This is a genomic window from Paraburkholderia xenovorans LB400, from assembly GCF_000013645.1.
GTDB lineage: Bacteria > Pseudomonadota > Gammaproteobacteria > Burkholderiales > Burkholderiaceae > Paraburkholderia > Paraburkholderia xenovorans.
The window spans coordinates 1,706,994-1,726,501 of record NC_007952.1; the positions used below are offsets into that span (position 1 = coordinate 1,706,994).

The window sequence follows — 19,508 nt, forward strand, 5'->3', positions numbered from 1 at the left end:
ATTTGATGTCGCCGGATGCTCGACGAGGCTCGCGAGCAGCCGGCGAATCGGGATCGCAGTGGTTTTCACCGTATCATGACTGACCCATTGCGTTAGCACGTCCCGGTGCGCAGTGAAGACCCTCAGTGAAGGCGTCCAGAAAACAGACGAAGTCCATTCTTGCTAAAGTCTGCCGATGCACACCGTTGAAACCGTACTCCTGGTATTGATGTTAGGGGCGCTTACCGGCGTGGCCTCCCGCTACATCCGCACCATTCCCCTGCCGTTGATCCAGATTCTTCTCGGGGCCGCGCTGTCCTGGCCTCGCCAGGGTCTGCACATCGTATTCGACCCGGATCTGTTCCTGCTCCTGTTCATCCCGCCCCTGCTATTCGCCGATGGCTGGCGTATTCCAAAGCGCGAATTTTTCGCGCTTTACCGGCCCATATTAAAGCTCGCGTTCGGCCTCGTGCTGTTCACCGTGGTCGGTCTGGGCTATCTCATCCACTGGCTGATTCCGGAGATGCCGCTGACAGTTGCATTCGCGCTCGCCGCAGTGGTATCGCCCACCGACGCGGTGGCCGTTTCGGCGATCACGCGCAATCTCGGCATGCCCTCGCAAACCATGCGCGTGCTGGAAGGCGAGTCGCTATTGAACGACGCATCGGGCCTCGTGGCTTTGAAGTTCGCCATTGCGGCCACGCTCACCGGCCTGTTCTCGTGGACCCATGTCGCGCGGGACTTCATCTGGATCGCCTTCGGCGGAATCGGGGCGGGCGCGCTCATCGGCTGGGGCTTCTCCGTGGCACGCGACGCGGTGACCCGGCGCCTGGGCGACGTGGCCGCCACCCAGATGGCGCTATTGCTGGTATTGCTGCCTTTCGCAGCCTATATCGTGGGCGATCGGCTCGGCGTCTCGGGCATTCTGGCGGCCGTGGCCGCCGGCGTCATGACGAATTTCGCCGATCTCGATCGCAGCGAGTTCGTGGCGGAACGCATGCAGACGGAAGGCACGTGGACCATGGTCGAATCCGCCTTCAACGGCGCGATCTTCCTGCTCCTCGGCCTGCAGTTACCGTCCATCATCGGGACACCGTTGCGGGAAGCCGGCCATCAATGGTGGATTCTCGCGGGTTACGCGCTCGCCATCTCGTCGGCGCTATTGTTGCTGCGCTGGATCTGGCTGACGCTCGGCGTGCAGGGCAGCCTGTGGCGCGCCCATGCGGAAGGGAAACTGGTCGAGAAGCCCTCGTACCTGCTGACGCTTGCAAGCACGCTGGCCGGCATCCGCGGCGCGGTGACGCTCGCCGGCGCTCTCTCGCTGCCACTGCTGCTCAACGACGGCGCACCTTTTCCGGCCCGCGACCTGCTGATTTTCCTCGCGACGGGCACGATCCTCTTCACGCTGGTGATCGGGACCATCGGTCTGCCGCTGGTTCTCAAGCGCATGCCGCCGGGTGGCGAGCCGGCGTCGGCACGGGAGGAACGGCGCGCGCGGGTCGCCGCCTGCAAAGCCGCGATCGCCAGCATGGTGCTCGGCAAGGAACAGGCGGAATCCGTCGATCCGCAATGGCTCGCGCAGTATCAGGAATCGGCTGGGCGCCTGACCCAGGAGTATCGCAAGCGCATCGATCTGCTGGAGGACCCCGCGCCGCCCGCCACACCCGAGGCGCTCGCGGAAGCCCCCGACGTGGTTCGCCAGCGCCGTCATCGCTATGTGGTGGAGCTCGAATTGCGCCTGAAGTCGCTGCACGTCGAGCGTAATGCGCTTTACGCGGAAAGGCATGAACAGCGCATCAACGACGAATCGCTGCGCAGCCTGGTCGCGGAACTCGACCTCGCCGAAGCCTCGCTGCGCAAACGGCTCGATGTGGCTCGCCGGGCGGCTGGCCTGACGGGCGCACACGATTCCGTTAAGCAGGACACGTGAGGGCTGCGACGCTTCGATGCCGGCGCAATGAATGAAGTCGACTCTCGAGGCCGCCCTACATCGCAAACGCGATCGCGCGGCCTATACCATCTTCAGACGGGCAAACGCGGCCACCTTCACGAAATCCAGGACGAACGCGAAGACGATCGCCGCGCCCAGCATGGCGCCGATCCACTGCAGCGGCAACGGCGACATCAGTATTCCCCGTGTTGCCAGAGTTGCGATGATCGACACGTCCGCGATCGACGACACGATCAGCCACCGTCCCGGCCGGGAACTCCACAACCGCCGGCGTTCACGTACCACGTACAGGACCGCCTGGCCGCTGAACACCAGAATGACCGCCGCGAGCGTTTGCAACTGGCCGGTGCCCAGGTGCAGCCAGAACTTGCCGAGGGCGAGAATCGAGCTGCAAAACAGCAGATTGCAGGACGCCAGCACAATGCCCGCGATCGTCAGGTTATTGATCCGCCAGGCATTGGGCCTCGTCGACGGCCGCACGTTGTCTGTCGTCGACGACATGGCGAGGAAATCGCCGGTTGTCATGAGCACGACCATCAGCATCGGAGTCAGGACCGCATGGCCGGTCATGATCAGGCCGACCGTCAGGAACAGCATCTGATCGATTTTGCGCGTCACCGATCGCAACGTGTAGGTGAGGATGCGCTGGAAAGTGACGCGCCCCTCGCGCACCGCGGCAACGACACCGCCCAGGCCCGGCTCGGTCAGCACGATCCCTGCCGCCGACTTGGCGACATCGGTGGCGGTCGAGACGGCAATTCCCATTTGCGCCTGACGCAGCGCCGGGGCATCGTTCGCGCCGTCGCCGCACATGCCGACAATATGGCCACCGCTCTGGAACGCCTTGACGATGTGGAACTTGTCGTCGGGGAACACGCCCGCGAAAACGGCAAACTCTTCCGGACGCAATTGCCCGGGGAGCGGCCCCGGCGGACAGACCGCGCCATCGAGCCCGACCGTATGGGCCACTACGCCGGCGGTCGCCACGGCGTCGCCGGTCACCATCACGGTGTGCACGCCCATTCCGAGCAGGTCGGCGATCAGCCTCGCGGAATCGTCTCTGGGCGGATCGCTCAACGCGATCAGGCCGGCCACCTGGAGCTTACCCGGAACGCCGGCGCCAACCGCCAATACGCGAAATCCTTTGGCTTCGAGAGCCTGCTCAGCGACCGCCGCTTCCGGCGACGATTGCGTCAGGGCACTCACCCGCGCGAACGCGCCTTTGACAATGCGAACCGTGCGATCGTCCTTATCCGTTGCGAGCGCCTCGGACATCTTTTCTGCCGGGTCAAATGGCACGAACCTGACAAGCCTGGGCAAATCCGCCACGCAAGCGGGCCGGGACGCGTTGCGGATCGCCGCGTCGACCGGGTCCTGGCCGCCCTCGGAGCTGGCCAGCGCGGCAAGCGCGAGCACATGCGGCTCATCGAAACCCGGCATTGCGTGCACCGCGGTCACCGCCAGTTCGTTGCGCGTCAGCGTGCCCGTCTTGTCGGCGCAGAGAACGTCCATCGAGGCCGCTTCATCGATCGCGGACAAGCGGGTGGGAAGAACGCCCAGCTTCGCGAGCACCCTGGCGCCCAAAGCGGTCGCGAGCGTGAAGGTGGCCGGCAATGCCACGGGAATCGCCGCCAGGATAGCCGTGAGTGCGAGCGGCACGATCTCGACCAGCGGCATCCGCAGCGAGGACGCATAGCCGATCTGCACGAGAACGATCACGCCATTGAACATGGCAAGATTTCGCACCACGCGCATCACGGCCTGCTGCTGCGAACTGGGGACGCGGGCGATACGAACCAGCTCGGCGGTTTGGCCGAACTTCGTGTGGGCGCCCGTTGCGGTGACTTCCGCAACCGCTTCGCCGCGCCGCACGAGCGCACCGGCGTAGGTCTGCAACCCCGGACCGCCTTCGATAGGCAGAGACTCGCCCGTGAGAGTCGATTGATCGAGCAGCACCTCGCCTTCGATCAGGCGGACATCGGCGCCCACAATGCAGCCGAGCGAAAGCTTCACGATGTCGCCCGGCACCAGTTGCCCAACCGGCACCGTCTTCCACGCGCCGTCGCGCCGGACCGGCGTGATCAGAGCGAGGCGCGACTTGAGCGCGTCGAGTGTTGCCTGCGCCCGGCTCTCCTGGAAGAAGCCCAACGCCGCGTTGAAGATCAGCAGCGCGGCGATCACGCCGGCTTCGACGTACTCGCCCAGCACGAGTTGCAGCACGATTGCGGCTTCCAGCATCCACGGCACCGGCGCCCACAGCTTGCCCAACGCGCGGCTCCACGGCGATGTGGCCGTGTCGGGCACACCATTCGGGCCGAAAACTTGCAGCCGGCGCTGCGCTTCGTCGCTTGTCAAACCGCCGGATTGACGGTCTTCGACACTGTGTTCAGAAGTTTCGGGTAGGGAGCTCATCGCAAACCAGTTGAGGTTGGTAGAAAAGGAGGCCGCCGCCCTCGCCTCCAGCCAACGAAGCTTGCGTACCGGACCGCGCCGCATCGCGCCGTTCAGCGCCAAAAGACAGAACAATCGTAAGAGGTCGTGGGCGCGTCCTGTTGATACAGGTCAGTCCGCAACGCGTCCCTTCTGGCGAATATTTTCAGGCGTGCTCACCGGATCGGCTTCATCATGCGCGGCACGCGGCGTACGTGGCGAAATGCGATCCACGACCGCGCCAGCCTGCAACCAACGTCGTCGGGTCCCTTTGTTCGTTGATTTGCATCAATCCGTCACTGCGATGTGCGGCGCCTGATAGAGCTATTCCCTCGCACGACGGTGCCTTACAGTAGCGTGACGCGAGTATGCGGAAAGAACGCTGCTGGCCGCCTGTGCAGGTGCCGGTTGGCAGCAGCCAGTGTCACCACGGTCGAACCAGAATGCTGCCCGCCTATATATCGCATCGCGACTGCGTCAAACACGAAATGGGACCCATGCATCCCGAGTCGCCCGATCGCATCGGCGCGATTCACGACATGTTGCTGATCAAGGGCCTGCTCGACTGCATGCAAACGTACGAGGCGCCACTGGCAACGGAAGAGCAGCTCGCGCAGGCGCATTCCCTGCCGTATATCCGCTCCATTGCCGGCATGGCTCCACTGGAGGGCTACGTGCGTGTCGATCCCGACACCAGCATGAACCCTTATACATACCAGGCGGCCTTGCGTGCGGCCGGTGCAGCCGTGCTGGCGACCGATCTGGTGCTTGCCGGCGAAGCCTGTTGCGCCTTTTGCAACATACGGCCGCCGGGACACCACGCGAAATACGCGGCGGCGGGCGGGTTCTGCTTTTTCAACAATGTCGCGGTCGGCATCCGGCACGCGCTGAACGTGCATGGACTCACGCGCGTGGCGCTGATCGATTTCGACGTTCATCACGGCGATGGCAGCGAGGACATTCTCCATGCCGATGCGCGGGTCCTGATGTGCTCGATCTTCGAAGACAAGCTATACCCTTTCTGCGGTAACGAGCCTCGCGGCAGCAATATGGTGAACGTGCCGCTGCCCACGCGCTCGTACGGCGACGTGTTCCGCGCGGCTGTTACGGAGAAATGGCTGCCGGCGCTCGAAGCGTTCAGGCCGGAGATGATCTTCATCTCAGCCGGCTTCGACGGTCACCGTGAAGACGACATGGGCAACCTCGGCCTCGTCGAAGCGGATTATGCGTGGGTCACCGGGCGCCTTGTCGACATCGCCAGGCGTCACAGCGGGGGCCGTATCGTGTCCTGCCTCGAAGGCGGCTACGAACTGTCGTCGCTCGCACGCGGCGTGGCCGCGCATGTGAGAGAACTCATTGGTATGGATTGCTGACTGCATCTCATGGACAAACATTACCTGACGCCGCTGTTCTCCCCCAACTCGATTGTGGTGTTCGTCGGCAAGGCCGACGAACCGGACAGTCAAACCCATTACGGCCGGGCTGTGAGCGCCCTGATACGGGAGAGCGGCTTCGCCGGACCCGTGACGTTTCTCGACGTGGGCATGACCGGCACGCTAGGCGAACTGGCCCATTCGCGCGCCGATCTGGCGGTCATCGCCCTGCCGGACGACGAGTTGCCGTCCGCTCTGGAAGTCGCCGGGCGGATTCAATGCCAGGCGGCGCTGATCATTTCGACGGGTGTCGATCAGGCGCATGCCAAAGAGCTGCACGCCATTGCGCGCAAACACGGTATTCAACTGCTCGGGCCGAACTGTCTTGGCTATCAGCGCCCACGGCTGAACATCAACGTCAGCGTCGTAGGACCGCTGGCGCAGCAGGGACCGCTCGCCCTCGTTTCGCAATCGGGCGCGCTGACCGCTTCGATACTCGACTGGGCCGACAAGAACGCGGTCGGCTTCTCGACCGTGGTATCGCTCGGGCCGAATACCGCCGTCGATCTCGCGCAAACCCTCGATTTCCTCGCAACCGACCCGGCCACCCACAGCATCGTGATCTACATGGAGGGCATCACGAACGCGCGCCGGTTTCTCAGCGCCCTGCGCGCGGCGGCCATTACCAAGCCCGTGGTGGTGCTCAAGGCCGGCCGCAAGAGCGCTGCATCGCAAGCCGCGCTCACCCATTCAGGTAACATCATCGGCAGCGACGAGGTCTTCGATGCGGCTTTGCGGCGCGCCGGCGCGGTGCGCGTGAAATCGTTCGCGCAGTTGTTTTCCGCGGCCAAGTGTCTCGCGTCGCGCTATCGTCCGGTGGGTTCGCGGCTGGCGATCGTGACCAATGGCGGCGGCCCCGGCGTGCTGGCCGTAGACTGGCTCACCGAGCTGGGCCTCGTTCTCGCGCGGCTCTCGCCCGACACGAGCGCGGCACTCGCGCCGCAATTGCCGCGGCTCGCGACCATTGCCAACCTGCTCGATCTGTCGGAAGAGGCCGGGCCGCAACACTACCGGGCCGCCGCCGCGGCCTGCGCCGCGGATAGCGAGGTGGATGGAATTCTGGTTATCTATTCGCCCAAGCTGGGCGTCGATCCGACTGCGGTGGCACAGGAACTGGTGCTCGCGAGCGCCAACATCGGCAAGCCGCTGCTGACCTGCTGGATGGGCGACCAGAAGGTCGCCGAGGCGCGCGAAATCATCAACGGCGCCGGTATCGCCACTTTCCGTTCACCTGAAGCGGCCGTCGATGCCTTCAGCAATATCGCCTCCTTCTATCAGAACCAGCAACTGCTGCAGCAGACTCCCCCTCCGCTGTCGCAACTCGCCAAGCCGGATCTGGCGGGCGCACACATCCTGATCGAAAGCGTGCTGGCCGAACGGCGCAAAGTGCTGACGGAAATGGAATCGAAAGCGCTGCTGGCGGCTTTCCATATTCCGATCACGCAAACCATCCTCGCCCACAACGCCAACGAAGCGATGCTGATCGCCAGCCAGATCGGCTATCCGGTCGCGCTGAAAATCGACTCGCCCGACATTGCGCACAAATCCGATGTTCAGGGCGTCGTCCTCAACGTGCTCAACGCCACCAGCGTGCGCGATATCTACAACGACATGATCGCGACCGTGCGCCGGCTCAGGCCGGACGCAAGGATCAACGGCGTGACCATTCAGAAGATGTCGGGCAAGAAGCACGGGCGCGAACTGTATATCGGAGTGGTCACGGATCAGCCGTTCGGCCCGGTTATCACATTCGGCGCGGGCGGCACCATGATCGAGCTGATCAACGACCGCGCGGTCGAATTGCCGCCGCTCAACCAGTTCCTGTCGCAACGCCTGATCCAGCGGGTGCGTTCGGCAGAAACGCTGGGTGAATGGCGCGGCGCGCCGGCCGTTCGCAGCGAGGCGATCGAGCACGTGCTGTTGCGCGTATCGGAAATGGTGTGCGCGCTGCCGCAATTGCGCGAGATGGACATCAATCCGTTGATCGTGGACGAAACCGGCGCGCTGGCGGTCGATGCACGCGTGGTGATCGACAACGCGCAACCGCTGCTGCACAGCTACGACCATCTGTCGATCCTGCCGTACCCTTCCAGCTACACGCAGGAGTGGCCCATGCGTGGCGGCGGCCAATACACGTTGCGCCCGATCCAGCCGGACGACGCCGAAATGCTGCAAGCCTTCGTGCGCAGGCTGTCGGACCGGTCGCGCTATTACCGCTTCGTGTCGTCGCTGCGCGAACTGTCGGTACCCATGCTGGCGCGTTACACGCTGATCGACTACGACCGTGAAATGGCGCTCGTGGCGGTCTACAAGGAGCGTACCGCAACCGGCGACGGCGAGTTCACCGAAACCGAGCGCATGATCGGCGTTTCACGCTACATCGCCAACCCCGACCTCACGAGTTGCGAGTTTTCGCTAGTCGTGGATGACGACTTCAGTGGCCAGGGGCTCGGCTCGCGTCTGATGCTGTCGATCATGGAGGTTGCGCGCCACAAAGGCCTGAGTGAAATAGACGGCCTGGTGCTGGTCAAGAATGCCAACATGCTGAAACTGATGAAAAACCTCGGCTTCCAGGTGCAGACGTACGCCGAAGATCCTGATTTCAAACTCTGCAGCAAGACGTTGTAGTGAACCCGTGCGTGGGCCTTCGTGGCCGGTTGGCCGGTACTCGTCCGCAGCGGTTGGCTTGGCTTGGGTTGGCTTGGCTTGGCTTGGGTTGGCTTGGCTTGGCTTGGCTTGGGTTGGCTTGGCTTGGGTTGGCTTGGCTTGGCTTGGGTTGGCTTGGGTTGGCTTGGGTTGGCTTGGGTTGGCTTGGGTTGGCTTGGGTTGGCTTGGCTTGGGTTCACGCGCCCGGCGGCGTGACCGGGCGGGCCGCCGCATCGCTTCGCGCTTCATCCCGGGCCGGACCGATCGCGAGGCCCGTCTGCGCCAGCACGCGCCGCAGCCCCAGCTTCGGATATTGCCGGTCTACCGCGCGCACGTCGGCGCGCGTCTCGTCGAGAATCCAGTCGCGCACGTCGGCGGCCACCGGCCGCAACGGCCGATTCTCCGGCCACACCAGGCAGCAGCGCCGGTTCGTCACGATCAGCTCCTCTTCGGCCGGCAGTAGCGCGCCCTCGAGAAGCCAATGCGACACCACGTTGAGCCAGCCAAGCGCGACACCCTGCCCAAGCAACGCCGCCTGCACGACGATGGCGTAGTCGTTGAAATTCAGCATGCTCGCGGCATGCCGCCCCTGTGCCGCGAACGCGGCGAACCGGTCATGCCAGCCGCGCTCGCCGTCGTCCATCACGATCACCGTGTCGCCGTGCTTGCGGCCCGCCTCGGTTGCGGCTGCCTCGTGATAGCGGCGGTTGCACACCGGCAGCAGCGTCTCCGGCATCACGAGCACGCTGTTCTCGCCGATCTCGTCCTCGCGCAGAAAGCGCATGCCGAGATCCACGTCGACGAGCGGGCCGCCTATTCGCCCCGAGATCAGCTGAAACCGCAAGTCGACGTTCGGAAACGCCTGGTTCAGACGGCTCATGCGCGGCATCAGCCAGTGCGTGGTGAACGCGGTGGACACCGACAGCGTGACCGACTCGACACCGGTTGCGCGCGCCTCGATCTCGCGTATCGCGCTTTCTATGCCGTTGAAGCCTTCGGATATTTTCCGGTAGAGGATCCTGCCGTTCTCGGTCAACTCGATTCCGCCTCGCACGCGCTCGAACAGGCGCACGCCGAGATGGTCTTCCATACGCGAGAGCATGCGGCTCACCGCGGGCTGGCTGACATATAACTCCTGCGCCGCGCGCGTGAAATTGCCGCAGCGCGCGGCCGCTTCGAAGACGAACAGCGCGTTGGCGCTCGGCAGTTTTTTGCGAAGGTTGGGCATGATCTGATGTTATGCCCTATCCAACAATTTGGGAATTGCCGCCAAAAATGGCTCGGCCTATATTTTCCCTGACGCAGGCTTCTACAGCGAGACAGGACGCAATGGACGCACGAGCGAAAACAGGTGTTTCAATCCGATCGGCAGCGAAACGTTATGGCCACGTGGTGGCACTCGACGACGTTTCGCTCGACATCGCCCCCGGCGAATTCGTCTCGCTGCTCGGCCCTTCGGGATCGGGCAAGACCACCCTGCTCGGCATTCTCGGCGGTTTCGTGCAGCCCAGTTCGGGGGCGGTGTGGGTCGGCGAGCGCGACATTACATTTGCGCCGCCGCACAAACGCGACATCGGCATCGTGTTTCAGAACTACGCGCTGTTTCCGCATATGAACGTGGGCGAGAACGTAGCGTTTCCGCTGCGCGCGCGGCGTCAGCCGAAAGCGACGTGGGCAAAGAAGGTTGCCGACGCGCTCGCGATGGTCGAACTCCCCGGCTACGAGAATCGCGGCATCGGCCAGCTGTCGGGCGGCCAGCGCCAGCGCGTGGCGCTCGCCCGCGCGATGGTGTTCGAGCCGCAACTGATCCTGATGGACGAGCCGCTCTCCGCGCTCGACAAGCAGTTGCGCGAAACCATGCAGATCGAGCTGCGGCGGCTGCATCGCAGGCTCGGCGCGACGATCGTCTACGTGACGCACGACCAGCGCGAGGCGCTCACCATGAGCGACCGCGTGGCCGTGCTGAAGAACGGCCGCCTCGTGCAGATCGATACGCCTGAGCGGCTCTACGACCGCCCCTGCGACGCGTTCGTGGCGAGCTTCATCGGCGAAGCGACCCTGCTCGCCGTGACGCGCGCCGGCGACGACGCGGTGCGTCTCGGCGATACGGTGCTGCGCACCGCACACCCGCTGCCGCACGGCGACAGGCTGCTGCTCGCGGTGCAGACCGAGAAGCTCGTGATCGATAGCGGCGAGCCGCGCGCGGGCGTGAACCGTCTGTCGTGCCGGGTCACCGAGGTGCTGTATCAGGGCGAAAGCCTGCGCGTGTTCGCGACCCTCGCCGACGGCACCGCCATCAGCCTCAGACAGCCTGGCGGGCACGACGCGCGCCGGCGCATTCCCGAGCCCGGCGCGCCGATGAACGTCGTACTCGATCCGCAGGACACGATCGTCGTGCCCGCCTGATTCCGCTGCGATAGTCCCCGCCCACGTCCGGGCAAACCCTCTCCCTATTCACTGTTCACAGCCCACTGCAAAAGGATGATTTCATGAAGCTCACCGATTTCAAGGTCCTGACGTTCGACGTCGTCGGCACGCTCATCGACTTCGAGCGCGGCGTACTCGGCTCCGTGCGCCGCCTGGGCGGCCCGGCCGCGAAAGACCTGACCGACGACCAGATCTTCGAGCCGTACCTGCGCGGCCGTGCGGCCTACCCCGGCCGTTCGAGCCATGAAATGGCGAACGTCTACCTGTCGCTGGCGAAGGAACTCGGTCTGCCCGACGACCCGCAATCGGCTGCCGCCTTCCAGCGCGACGTGCTCGAATGGCCGGCGTTCGCCGATTCGGTCGCGGCGCTCAAGCGTCTGCGCAAACACTTCCGCCTGGTTGCCATGACCAATGCGGACCGCGTGGCGCTGTCGGCCTACGCGCACACGCTCGGCGACCCGTTCGACGACACCGTCTGCTGCGACGAAACCGGCGTCGCCAAGCCCGATCCGCAATTCTTCGCGTACAACCGCGGCCGTCAGGCGGCGTTCGGCTACAAGTTCGGCGAAATCCTGCACACCGCGCAGAGCCAGTATCACGACATCGGCGTCGCCACCCGGCTTGGCTATGCGACCTGCTGGATCGAACGGCGCCAGGGCGTGAAAGGCTTCGGCGGTACTCCCGTGCCGGAAGCCGTCACCACGCCGACCTTCAGGTTTGCGACGCTCGGCGCGCTCGCGGACGCCGTCGAAGCCGAAGCACGCCTCGCCGCCTGAGCCGATGCTCGCGCCGCCGACACCCCACACGCCCCCGCCCGATTCGCTCTGGCGGGCGCTCCTCGCCGCCTCGCCCGGCGCCGGTGCGACGCTCAGCGCCGGCGTGCCGCTCGCGCGCGATCTCGAGGTCGAGGTCGCCGTGATCGGCGCGGGCTACTCGGGCCTCGCCGCCGCGTATGCGCTGCAAAAGCGCGGCGTGGACTGCGTGGTGCTCGATGCCAATCCGGTGGGCTGGGGCGCGAGCGGGCGCAACGGCGGCGTGGTGTCGTCCAAGTTCAGACTGTCGTTTCCCACCATCGACAGGCTGCATGGCCTCGATACCGCGAAACGCATGCACCGCCTCGCGCACGAAGGCGTGCGCGTGGTCGAAACGCTGGTCGACGAATTCCAGCTCACGCGCGCCCGCTTCGAACCGACCGGCAGCCTGCGCTGCGCGCACACGGAAGCCGCGTTTGCCGCGATTCGCGCGGAGGCCGACTGGGTTCGCACGAAGCTGGGCGATACCACGATGACCGTGCAATCGCGCGCCGAGGTCGAACACGAGACCGGTTCGAAGGGTTTTGTCGGCGGCGTGCTGAGCGCGGACGCCGGCACCATTCTGCCGCTCGAATACGTGCGCGGACTCGCGCGCGGCCTTACGCTGCGCGGCGTGCCGATCTACGAATCGACGCCGGTGCAGCAGATGCATCGCGCACCCGGCGAGACGCGCGTGACGCTGCGCACGCCCGGCGGCACGGTACGCGCGAAGCAGGTCGTCGTCGCGACCAATGCGTATTCCGGTCTCACGCCGGCAACCGCGCCGTATCAGCGCGAACTCGTGCCGTTTCGCAGCGCGATGATCGCCACCGAACGCCTTCCCGCCGAACTCGATGCGCGCCTGATGGTCGAGCGCCGCAGCTACACCGAAACGCGGCGCATGATGAAGTGGTTCCGCAAGGTGGACGGCCGCATGCTGTTCGGCGGACGCGACGCGTTCGGCAAGGAAGGGCAAACCAGCGGCTTCGACGCGTTGCAGCGCGCGATGGTCGCGCTCTTTCCGGATCTCGCGGGCGTGCGCGTGGAATATCGCTGGTCGGGCTATGTCGGCATGACGTTCAACTCGTTGCCGCACGTTGGCCGCAGCGATGACGCCACGACCTTTTGTCTGGGGTATAACGGAGCAGGCGTTGCGATGGCGAGCCTGCTCGGCCAGCATGCCGCCGCGCTCGCGCTCGGCGAAACACCCGAGCTTTCGCTGCTCGGCGCACCCGGCTTGCGGCCCGTGCCCTTTCATTCGCTGCGCGCGCCGGGTGTGAGACTCGTTGCGGCGTGGTATCAGTTTCTCGACGCCGTAGGTGCATGATGACAACCGCCAAACGGATGCTCCAGGGAACCACCTTGATGCAAGCCACCGGGTCCGATCCCGCCGCACGCTATCAGCGCCGCGAGGATCGCACGATGCTTCTGCTGATGACGCCGGCGCTCCTCGTGATCGTCGTGCTGCTGGTCGTGCCGCTCGCGTGGCTGTCGTGGCAGTCCATCTATCACGACGGCTTCACGTTCGAAAACTACCGCCGCATGTTCACGGGCGCGTACCTCGAAACGTTTCTGCTGACGTTCAGGCTGAGCATCATTGTGACCGTCGTCACGCTGCTGCTCGGCTATCCGGTGGCCTACTTCGCCGCCTCGCTGCCGCCCAGGCTGAGCGCGCTCGTGCTCGGCATGGTGATTCTGCCGTTCTGGACCAGCGTGCTGGTGCGCACCTACGCGTGGCTCGTGCTGCTACAGCGCACGGGCCTGGTCAACAAGGCGCTGATCGCTTCGGGCCTGATCGAGCGGCCGGTACAACTCGCCTATAACCAGTTCGGCACGGTGATCGCGATGGTTCACATCCTGCTGCCGTTCATGGTGCTGCCGCTCTATTCGGCAATGCAGAAAATCCCGTCGAATCTTTCGCAAGCCGGCGCGAGTCTGGGCGGCTCGCCGCTGCACGTATTTCTTCGCGTGTTCCTGCCGCTCTCGATGAGCGGTGTATTCGCCGGCGTGACACTCGTGTTCGTGCTGTGCCTCGGCTTTTACATCACGCCCGAACTGATGGGCGGCGGCAAGTCGATCATGGTGTCGATGGTGGTGAGCCGCAACATCGAGATCTACAACAGCTGGGGCGCGGCGAGCGCGGTGAGCGTCGTGCTGCTGATCTGCGTGTTCGCGATCTTCTATGCCGCGAGCCGCGTGGTGCCACTCGAAAAGACCCTGGGCGCGAAATGAGCAAACTCCCGTTCGGACGGATCGTCCTCGGCGCGGTCGTCGTGCTGATCCTGCTGTTCCTGATGGTGCTGGTGCTGATCGTCGTGCCGCTGTCGTTCTCCGATACGCGCTTCATGACCTTCCCGCCGCCGGCCTACTCGCTGCGCTGGTATCACTCGTTCTTCGACAACCCCGCATGGATCGACGCCGCGCGCACGACGCTGACCGCTTCGATCAGCGCCGCGCTGATCGCCACGCCGCTCGGCGTGGCCGCCGCCTACGCGATCCAGAACGGCACGCACTGGATCATGCGCTATCTGCGCACACTGCTGATGTTGCCGCTGATGGTGCCGATCATCATCGTTGCGGTGGGGGTGTTTTTCGTGTACTCGCAGGCCGGCTACGTGAACACGCTCGGCGGCCTGATTCTCGCCGACACGATGCTCGGCCTGCCCTATGTGCTGATCTCGGTCGGCGCCGATCTGCGGACCTTCGACCGCACCCAGGAGATGGTCGCGCGCAGCCTCGGCATGAATCGCTTTCGCAGTTTCATGGCCGTGACGCTGCCGCAGATCAAGGCGAGCGTGATCTCCGGCGCGGTATTCGTGTTCATTCAGGCTCTGGACGAAACGGTGGTCGCGCTGTTCGTGTCGGGCGGCTCGAACCAGACGCTCACACGCCGCATGTTCGTCACGCTGCGCGACGAGATCGACCCGACCATCGCGGCGATCAGCACCATGCTGACCGCGCTCACGCTCTGCCTCGTGATGATCGTCGTGGTGAGCCGCCGTTCCGGTGCGGCGCGCGCCTGATACCTGACAGATTGCCCTTCTCCGGATTCGATGCATGATCAGTCTGGAGGCATGTTCTCCAGCACGCGCGCCGCCGCCAGCATGCCACCCAGAACCTTGTCCGCCACCTGCCCGGAGAACCCCGCGGGCAGTTCGCCGCGGACTTTCTCTACGACCTCGGGCGTGCGGGCGATAATCTCCTGCACGAGCGGCTCCGCGTTGTCGCCATAGCCGACCTTCCTGGCCGTGCTGTTGAAGTGCCGCCGCTCGATTTTATGCACCTGGTAGTGCTTATTCCTGCCGAGCAGGGCCATTGCCAGTTTGATTTCCTGGTCCGCCCACTGACTCGGCCCGTCGCCGATGACCGGATAGGCGGACATCACATCGTAGATTGGACTCAGCCTGAAGCGTCCCGCGCCGCCTGCAAGCAGCTGGATGCTGAAGTTCTTCGCATGACCGTCCGGCGCGCGCATCATCCAGAAAATGATTTGCGAGGCCATGAGCGTGTGCATGTCTTCTACCGCCTGCTGCGACTGCTGCAAAAGCGTGAACATCTGCTGAAGGCCCGGCCCCCCCTCGTTCTCGTATTTGACTAGCGGCGATGTGCCGGTTGCCTGGCAGAAATCCTCCTGGATAAGCCGGAACAGCTGCTTTCCACTGCGCGAGAGCACCCGGTCGAAACGCTCGACGACGAGCACCCGTTGCGAGCCAAACGTCTCGATGCGCGCCTCTGCCGTGGGCAGCCCGTATTCCTTGCACAGCCGCAGGCACAGCCACTCGTTGTCCACCGAGGTGGTGAAGTCGGCCTTGCGCCCGCCCACCATGCCGATAGGCAGCTTGAATATGTGCGTTGTCGGCGTGGTGCCGCGCGGCTTCATCCATTGCCCGTTCCACCTCAGAAAGGCGTCTTTCTCCTGCGCGCCGGCCAGCGAGATGCGGAAGTCGTCGTCGGGGTCCCTCGCCGCGGCGAAACGGTCCGGACTGACGACTTCCAGCAGATGTCGCTCGATGGCCTCTTCGTCGACGACGATACCCTCGACCTTGTCCAGCCCCTCCGGCACAGCCTCGTCCGGCAGGAGCTGCAAGGCTCCCACGCAGTCGCGGCCAATCGCGGCCAGCAGGTCGAATGCGCCGATGGAGCCCGTCCTGAAGCGCGCCGCCACCCGCTTTCGAATCGTCTCGCTATCCGGCAGCAGGCCTTCGAAGTAGTGGGCGACACTGTCTCCCTTCAGCGGTTCGTTGTGGAGATTGAATGGCAGCGACAGGGATATCGGGCGGCCACGCGCCGATTCGCGCCAGGCCCTGTCGTACTGCAGCTCGGATTCCCCATTGGCATTGATGGTCCAACGCCCGACGAAGTCGCCGTTGGCCCAAAGGGAAAGGGTTTGGCTGTGCGAGCGGCGGCCCATGCTTACCACTCGGAGACGTTTTTCGGCCCGGCCGCGTCCCGCTCGCCCAGGCGCAGCTCAAGCCCGATGGCCGAGCACCAGCTGAGCAACTGCTTGAAGCTGAGCTCATCCGGATTCTTTTCCAGGTACGAGATGCGGTTCTGACTCAAGCCGACGCGCCGCGCCACTTCCGCCTGCGTGAGCTTGCGCCGCTTGCGGGATGCAACGAGCAACTGGCCGAGCTGGGGCGCGGTCACGAGCGGTTGAGACGGGAGAGCGGCGGGCATAAGAAATATCCGTTATTCGGCTATATCCATTTTAGCCGCTATTCGGATAAAGTCAATTTAGCTGATATACGGATATTTTTTATTTATCCGCTATACGGCTTTTGACGACGGCAGCGCCTGTCCGCGTTTGTTCAAGGAGCCGCCGCAGCGTCCGCCCGTCCTCGCAACATATCCGCAATCCGCTCCGCGATCATGATGGTCGGCACATTCGTGTTCGCGCAAGGGATCGACGGCATCAACGACGCATCGCCTACATAAAGTCCGCTGACGCCATAGACCGCGCCGCGCGCGTCGCAGACGGCGAGCGGATCGTCGGCGGCACCCATGCAGCAGGTTCCGCACGGATGCCAGGTGCCGCCCGCCGAGCGCGTCACGAAACGCGTCAGCGCGTGATCGTCGGCGAGCAGTTCGTCGAGCGTCACGCCTTGCGTGACCACGCGGCGCACGAGCCACCCGCGCAACGGCCCGGCAATGTCGAGCAGCGCGCTCAGCAGGCCGCGCTGCAACGCGTTCCACACGCCCGGCACGGCCACGCTCGCGACGCGCGGCGAATAGCTCGAAGGCAGCAGCGTGGTGCGGTGCTGCGCCATCATCGGATCGGCCAGCGTTCGGGCGCCGAAGCGCAGCGCGAGTTTCAGCCGTTCGAGATCGCGCGCGTCGGACAGCATGTTGAAGTCGACGGCGGGTTCGTCGTGCGGACTGGCCGACGTGAGACTCACGCGGCCGCGCGAGTACGACTTGTTGACCCAGAAAAACAGCGTGCCGAGCCGGTAGCCCACCGAATGCCAACCCGATCGCGACAGGATCGCGCCGTGCATGTCGCCAGGTACCGCTCCGCTCACGCCCGACGAAAAACGCACGATCGCCTGTTCGTGATGCTCGTCGGGATATAACGCGCGGGCCGCGCGCGGCAGAACCGCGGACACGGCAATCGACGGATGCTCCATCAGATTGCCGCCCACGCCGCCGCGATCGGCCACCACCTCGATACCGAGCGCGGCCAGTTCGGACGCCGGTCCGATGCCGCTTCGCATCAGAAGCGCCGGGCTGTGAATCGCGCCCGCGCAAACGATCACCTGTCTGGCGTGCAATGTTTCGCTCGCACCGTTTTCGCCGACAACCCGCGCGCCGATCGCGCGCCCGCCGTCGAACAGCACGTGTTCGACGAGCGTTTGCGTGCGGATGGTCAGATTCGGCCGGGCCCGCACGGTGTCGTCGAGATAGCAGACCGAGGTCGGGATGCGCTCGCCCGCTTCGCTCACCGCGATCGAGCCGATGAACGTGCCGTCCTGCCATTCGCCGTTCTGGTCGTCACGCCGCGTGTGGCCGCGCGCGTCGAGCGTGGCGAGCACCGCGCGTACGAATGGCGAGATGCGCGCCCACGGCGTGCGCTGGATGCGCACCGGTCCGCTCGCGCCATGCAGCGCGCCGCCGAAGTCGCAATCGGTTTCGAGCTTGCGGAAGTACGGCAGGCAGGCGGCCCAGTTCCAGCCGTGTGCGCCGCGCGCGTGCCATTCGTCGTAGTCGGCCGGCGCGCCGCGGTTCGCCATCAGCGCATTGATCGCCGAACCGCCGCCAAGCAGGCGCGCCTGCTCGTAACGGCGTGTCGCGGCCGAAGTGTTCATGCGTGCCTTCAGATGCTGCCAGATGTTCGCGGTGTCGAGATAGGCGCGGCCGGGATAGCGGCTGCGCACCGCAGCGGGCATGTCCGTTCGCGAGATGTTGCGGCCGGCCTCGACGAGGCAGACGGTGCTGCCTTCGTCTTCGGACAGGCGCGCGGCCAGCACGCAGCCGGCCGAGCCGCCGCCGAGAATCAGATAGTCGATCACGTTCGATGAATGCGTAGACGATGCGCCGCGCGGGACGCGCAAAAAGCGCTGGGATTCGCGCGCGGGTTTCGCGTTCAACTACCCGGAAACCCGCGTGCAGAGCGTGAAGAGTGCGTGGAAAAAACGAAACGGCTGCTGCTTACTGCATGAACTTGAGCCAGCGCGCCTTGGCCTGAACGCCGGCGTCCGAGGCCCACCATTCCTCCGACATCAGCACCTGCTTCGACGCATTCTCCGGCGAGCTCGGCAGCTCGCTCGCTCGTTTGGCGTCGATCTTGCCGGTCTTGAAGGCGGCCGGATTGCCCGGGCCGTAGTCGATATAAAGCGGCAGGTTGGCCTGCAGGTCGGGCGAGACAGCCGCGTTGACGAATCTGATCGCATCGGCCAGGTTCGGCGCGTTCTTCAGCACGCAGAGCTGCGTGTTCTGCAGAATGCCGTCGTTGAACGTGAAGTCGACATCGGGATTGTCCTTGCGCACGGCGCTCGCGCGGCCGTTCCAGATCATCGTCATGTCGACTTCGCCGTCGTGCAGCAGTTGCGCAGACTGGCCGCCCGAAGTCCACCAGACGGTCACGTCCGGCTTGATCTGCTGCAGCTTCCTGAATGCACGATCGACGTCGAGCGGATAGAGCTTGTCGCGCGGCACACCGTCGGCGAGCAGCGCGGCTTCGAGCACGGTCTGCGGGTCGTTGCGCAGCGCGCGCGTGCCCGGGAACGCCTTGACGTTCCAGAAATCGGCCCAGCTCTGCGGCACCTTCTTCAACGTCTTCTTGTTGTAGCCGATCACCGTCGAATAGAACTCATAGGCAACCGAATACGGCGTGCGGTATTTCTCGGGCATCGCAGCCGCATTGGGCATTCTGGAAAAATCGAGTTTTTCCAGCAGGCCTTCATGGCCGCCGCGCAAGCAGTTGGAGGTGGGCGTATCGACCACGTCCCAGATCGGCTTGCCGGTTGCGGCCTGCGCCTTGATCTGCGGCCACGCGTCCGGAATACTGTCCTGATTCACGGTGATGTTCAGCAGCTTCGCAGCCGGATCGAGGATGGCTTTGGTCTGTGCTTCCTGATACGTGCCGCCTTGAGAGACAAAGGTAATCTTCCCGGCGGCAAATGCAGGCGTCAGACACGCGGGCACGAGACCCGCGACGCCAAGAATCAGAACAGCGGCAAGCGGGCGCAACGTTGGCTTCTTGATCACGAATATGTCCTCGAAACGGTTAAGCGAAAAATATCGTGGATGTCATGCGCGTGAGCCCAATATAGTGAATCTGTTTATTGGCGACAACGCCGCAATTGTTGTGGGGTCCATGACATCACGTTATGGCAAACGTGTAGCGTGGTATGC

14 protein-coding genes are annotated in these 19,508 nt (G+C 64.5%); 8 read left to right on the forward strand and 6 right to left on the reverse strand.

Features of this window, described 5'->3' with window-relative positions:
• Positions 1-175: 175 nt before the first annotated feature.
• Positions 176-1,909 carry a Na+/H+ antiporter gene (locus tag BXE_RS29490; protein WP_011491774.1) on the forward strand — a complete coding sequence of 578 codons (1,734 nt, stop codon included), beginning with the start codon at positions 176-178 and terminating at the stop codon, positions 1,907-1,909.
• Between the two features lie 81 nt (positions 1,910-1,990).
• Here BXE_RS29490 and BXE_RS29495 read toward each other — a convergent pair whose 3' ends face one another.
• Positions 1,991-4,342: an HAD-IC family P-type ATPase gene (locus BXE_RS29495; protein ID WP_040125357.1), complete on the reverse strand. Its 2,352-nt coding sequence runs from the start codon at positions 4,340-4,342 to the stop codon at positions 1,991-1,993.
• Positions 4,343-4,803: 461 nt separating this feature from the next.
• Between BXE_RS29495 and BXE_RS29500 the strand changes: the two genes are divergently transcribed.
• Both BXE_RS29500 and BXE_RS29505 read left to right on the forward strand, forming a co-directional pair.
• Positions 4,804-5,733 carry a histone deacetylase family protein gene (locus BXE_RS29500; protein ID WP_040124728.1) on the forward strand — a complete coding sequence of 310 codons (930 nt, stop codon included), beginning with the start codon at positions 4,804-4,806 and terminating at the stop codon, positions 5,731-5,733.
• Positions 5,734-5,742: 9 nt separating this feature from the next.
• A complete protein-coding gene (locus tag BXE_RS29505) occupies positions 5,743-8,421 on the forward strand; it encodes a bifunctional acetate--CoA ligase family protein/GNAT family N-acetyltransferase (RefSeq protein ID WP_011491777.1) in 2,679 nt (892 codons plus the stop codon).
• A gap of 214 nt (positions 8,422-8,635) precedes the next feature.
• Here BXE_RS29505 and BXE_RS29510 read toward each other — a convergent pair whose 3' ends face one another.
• A complete protein-coding gene (locus BXE_RS29510) occupies positions 8,636-9,667 on the reverse strand; it encodes a LysR substrate-binding domain-containing protein (RefSeq protein WP_011491778.1) in 1,032 nt (343 codons plus the stop codon).
• Positions 9,668-9,768: 101 nt separating this feature from the next.
• Here BXE_RS29510 and BXE_RS29515 point away from each other — a divergent pair, with 101 nt between their 5' ends.
• The 5 genes from BXE_RS29515 (at position 9,769) to BXE_RS29535 (ending at position 14,680) form a co-directional block, all read left to right on the forward strand.
• On the forward strand, positions 9,769-10,845 hold the full coding sequence (locus tag BXE_RS29515) for an ABC transporter ATP-binding protein (RefSeq protein WP_011491779.1): 1,077 nt from the start codon (positions 9,769-9,771) through the stop codon (positions 10,843-10,845).
• Positions 10,846-10,928: 83 nt separating this feature from the next.
• Entirely contained in the window at positions 10,929-11,642 is a 714-nt protein-coding gene (locus tag BXE_RS29520; RefSeq protein ID WP_011491780.1) for an HAD-IA family hydrolase, read from the forward strand.
• A 4-nt stretch (positions 11,643-11,646) separates the two neighbouring features.
• Positions 11,647-12,984: an NAD(P)/FAD-dependent oxidoreductase gene (locus tag BXE_RS29525; protein WP_011491781.1), complete on the forward strand. Its 1,338-nt coding sequence runs from the start codon at positions 11,647-11,649 to the stop codon at positions 12,982-12,984.
• 38 nt (positions 12,985-13,022) lie between these two features.
• Positions 13,023-13,889, forward strand: coding sequence for an ABC transporter permease (locus tag BXE_RS29530; RefSeq protein WP_233518957.1), 867 nt, complete (start codon positions 13,023-13,025; stop codon positions 13,887-13,889).
• Positions 13,886-14,680, forward strand: coding sequence for an ABC transporter permease (locus tag BXE_RS29535; RefSeq protein ID WP_011491783.1), 795 nt, complete (start codon positions 13,886-13,888; stop codon positions 14,678-14,680). The genes BXE_RS29530 and BXE_RS29535 overlap by 4 nt, the downstream gene beginning before the upstream one ends.
• 38 nt (positions 14,681-14,718) lie before the next feature.
• Here the strand turns inward: BXE_RS29535 and BXE_RS29540 are convergent, their stop codons facing one another.
• The 4 genes from BXE_RS29540 to BXE_RS29555 all read right to left on the reverse strand — a co-directional run bounded on the left by BXE_RS29540 (position 14,719) and on the right by BXE_RS29555 (position 19,361).
• Positions 14,719-16,068, reverse strand: coding sequence for a type II toxin-antitoxin system HipA family toxin (locus tag BXE_RS29540; RefSeq protein WP_011491784.1), 1,350 nt, complete (start codon positions 16,066-16,068; stop codon positions 14,719-14,721).
• Between the two features lie 2 nt (positions 16,069-16,070).
• Positions 16,071-16,334, reverse strand: coding sequence for a helix-turn-helix domain-containing protein (locus tag BXE_RS29545; protein WP_011491785.1), 264 nt, complete (start codon positions 16,332-16,334; stop codon positions 16,071-16,073).
• A 131-nt stretch (positions 16,335-16,465) separates the two neighbouring features.
• The gene (locus BXE_RS29550) at positions 16,466-18,163 is read right to left on the reverse strand and encodes a GMC family oxidoreductase (protein WP_040125354.1); all 1,698 of its coding nucleotides are present in this window, start codon (positions 18,161-18,163) and stop codon (positions 16,466-16,468) included.
• A 139-nt stretch (positions 18,164-18,302) separates the two neighbouring features.
• Positions 18,303-19,361 carry an ABC transporter substrate-binding protein gene (locus BXE_RS29555; RefSeq protein ID WP_011491787.1) on the reverse strand — a complete coding sequence of 353 codons (1,059 nt, stop codon included), beginning with the start codon at positions 19,359-19,361 and terminating at the stop codon, positions 18,303-18,305.
• Positions 19,362-19,508: the final 147 nt, after the last annotated feature.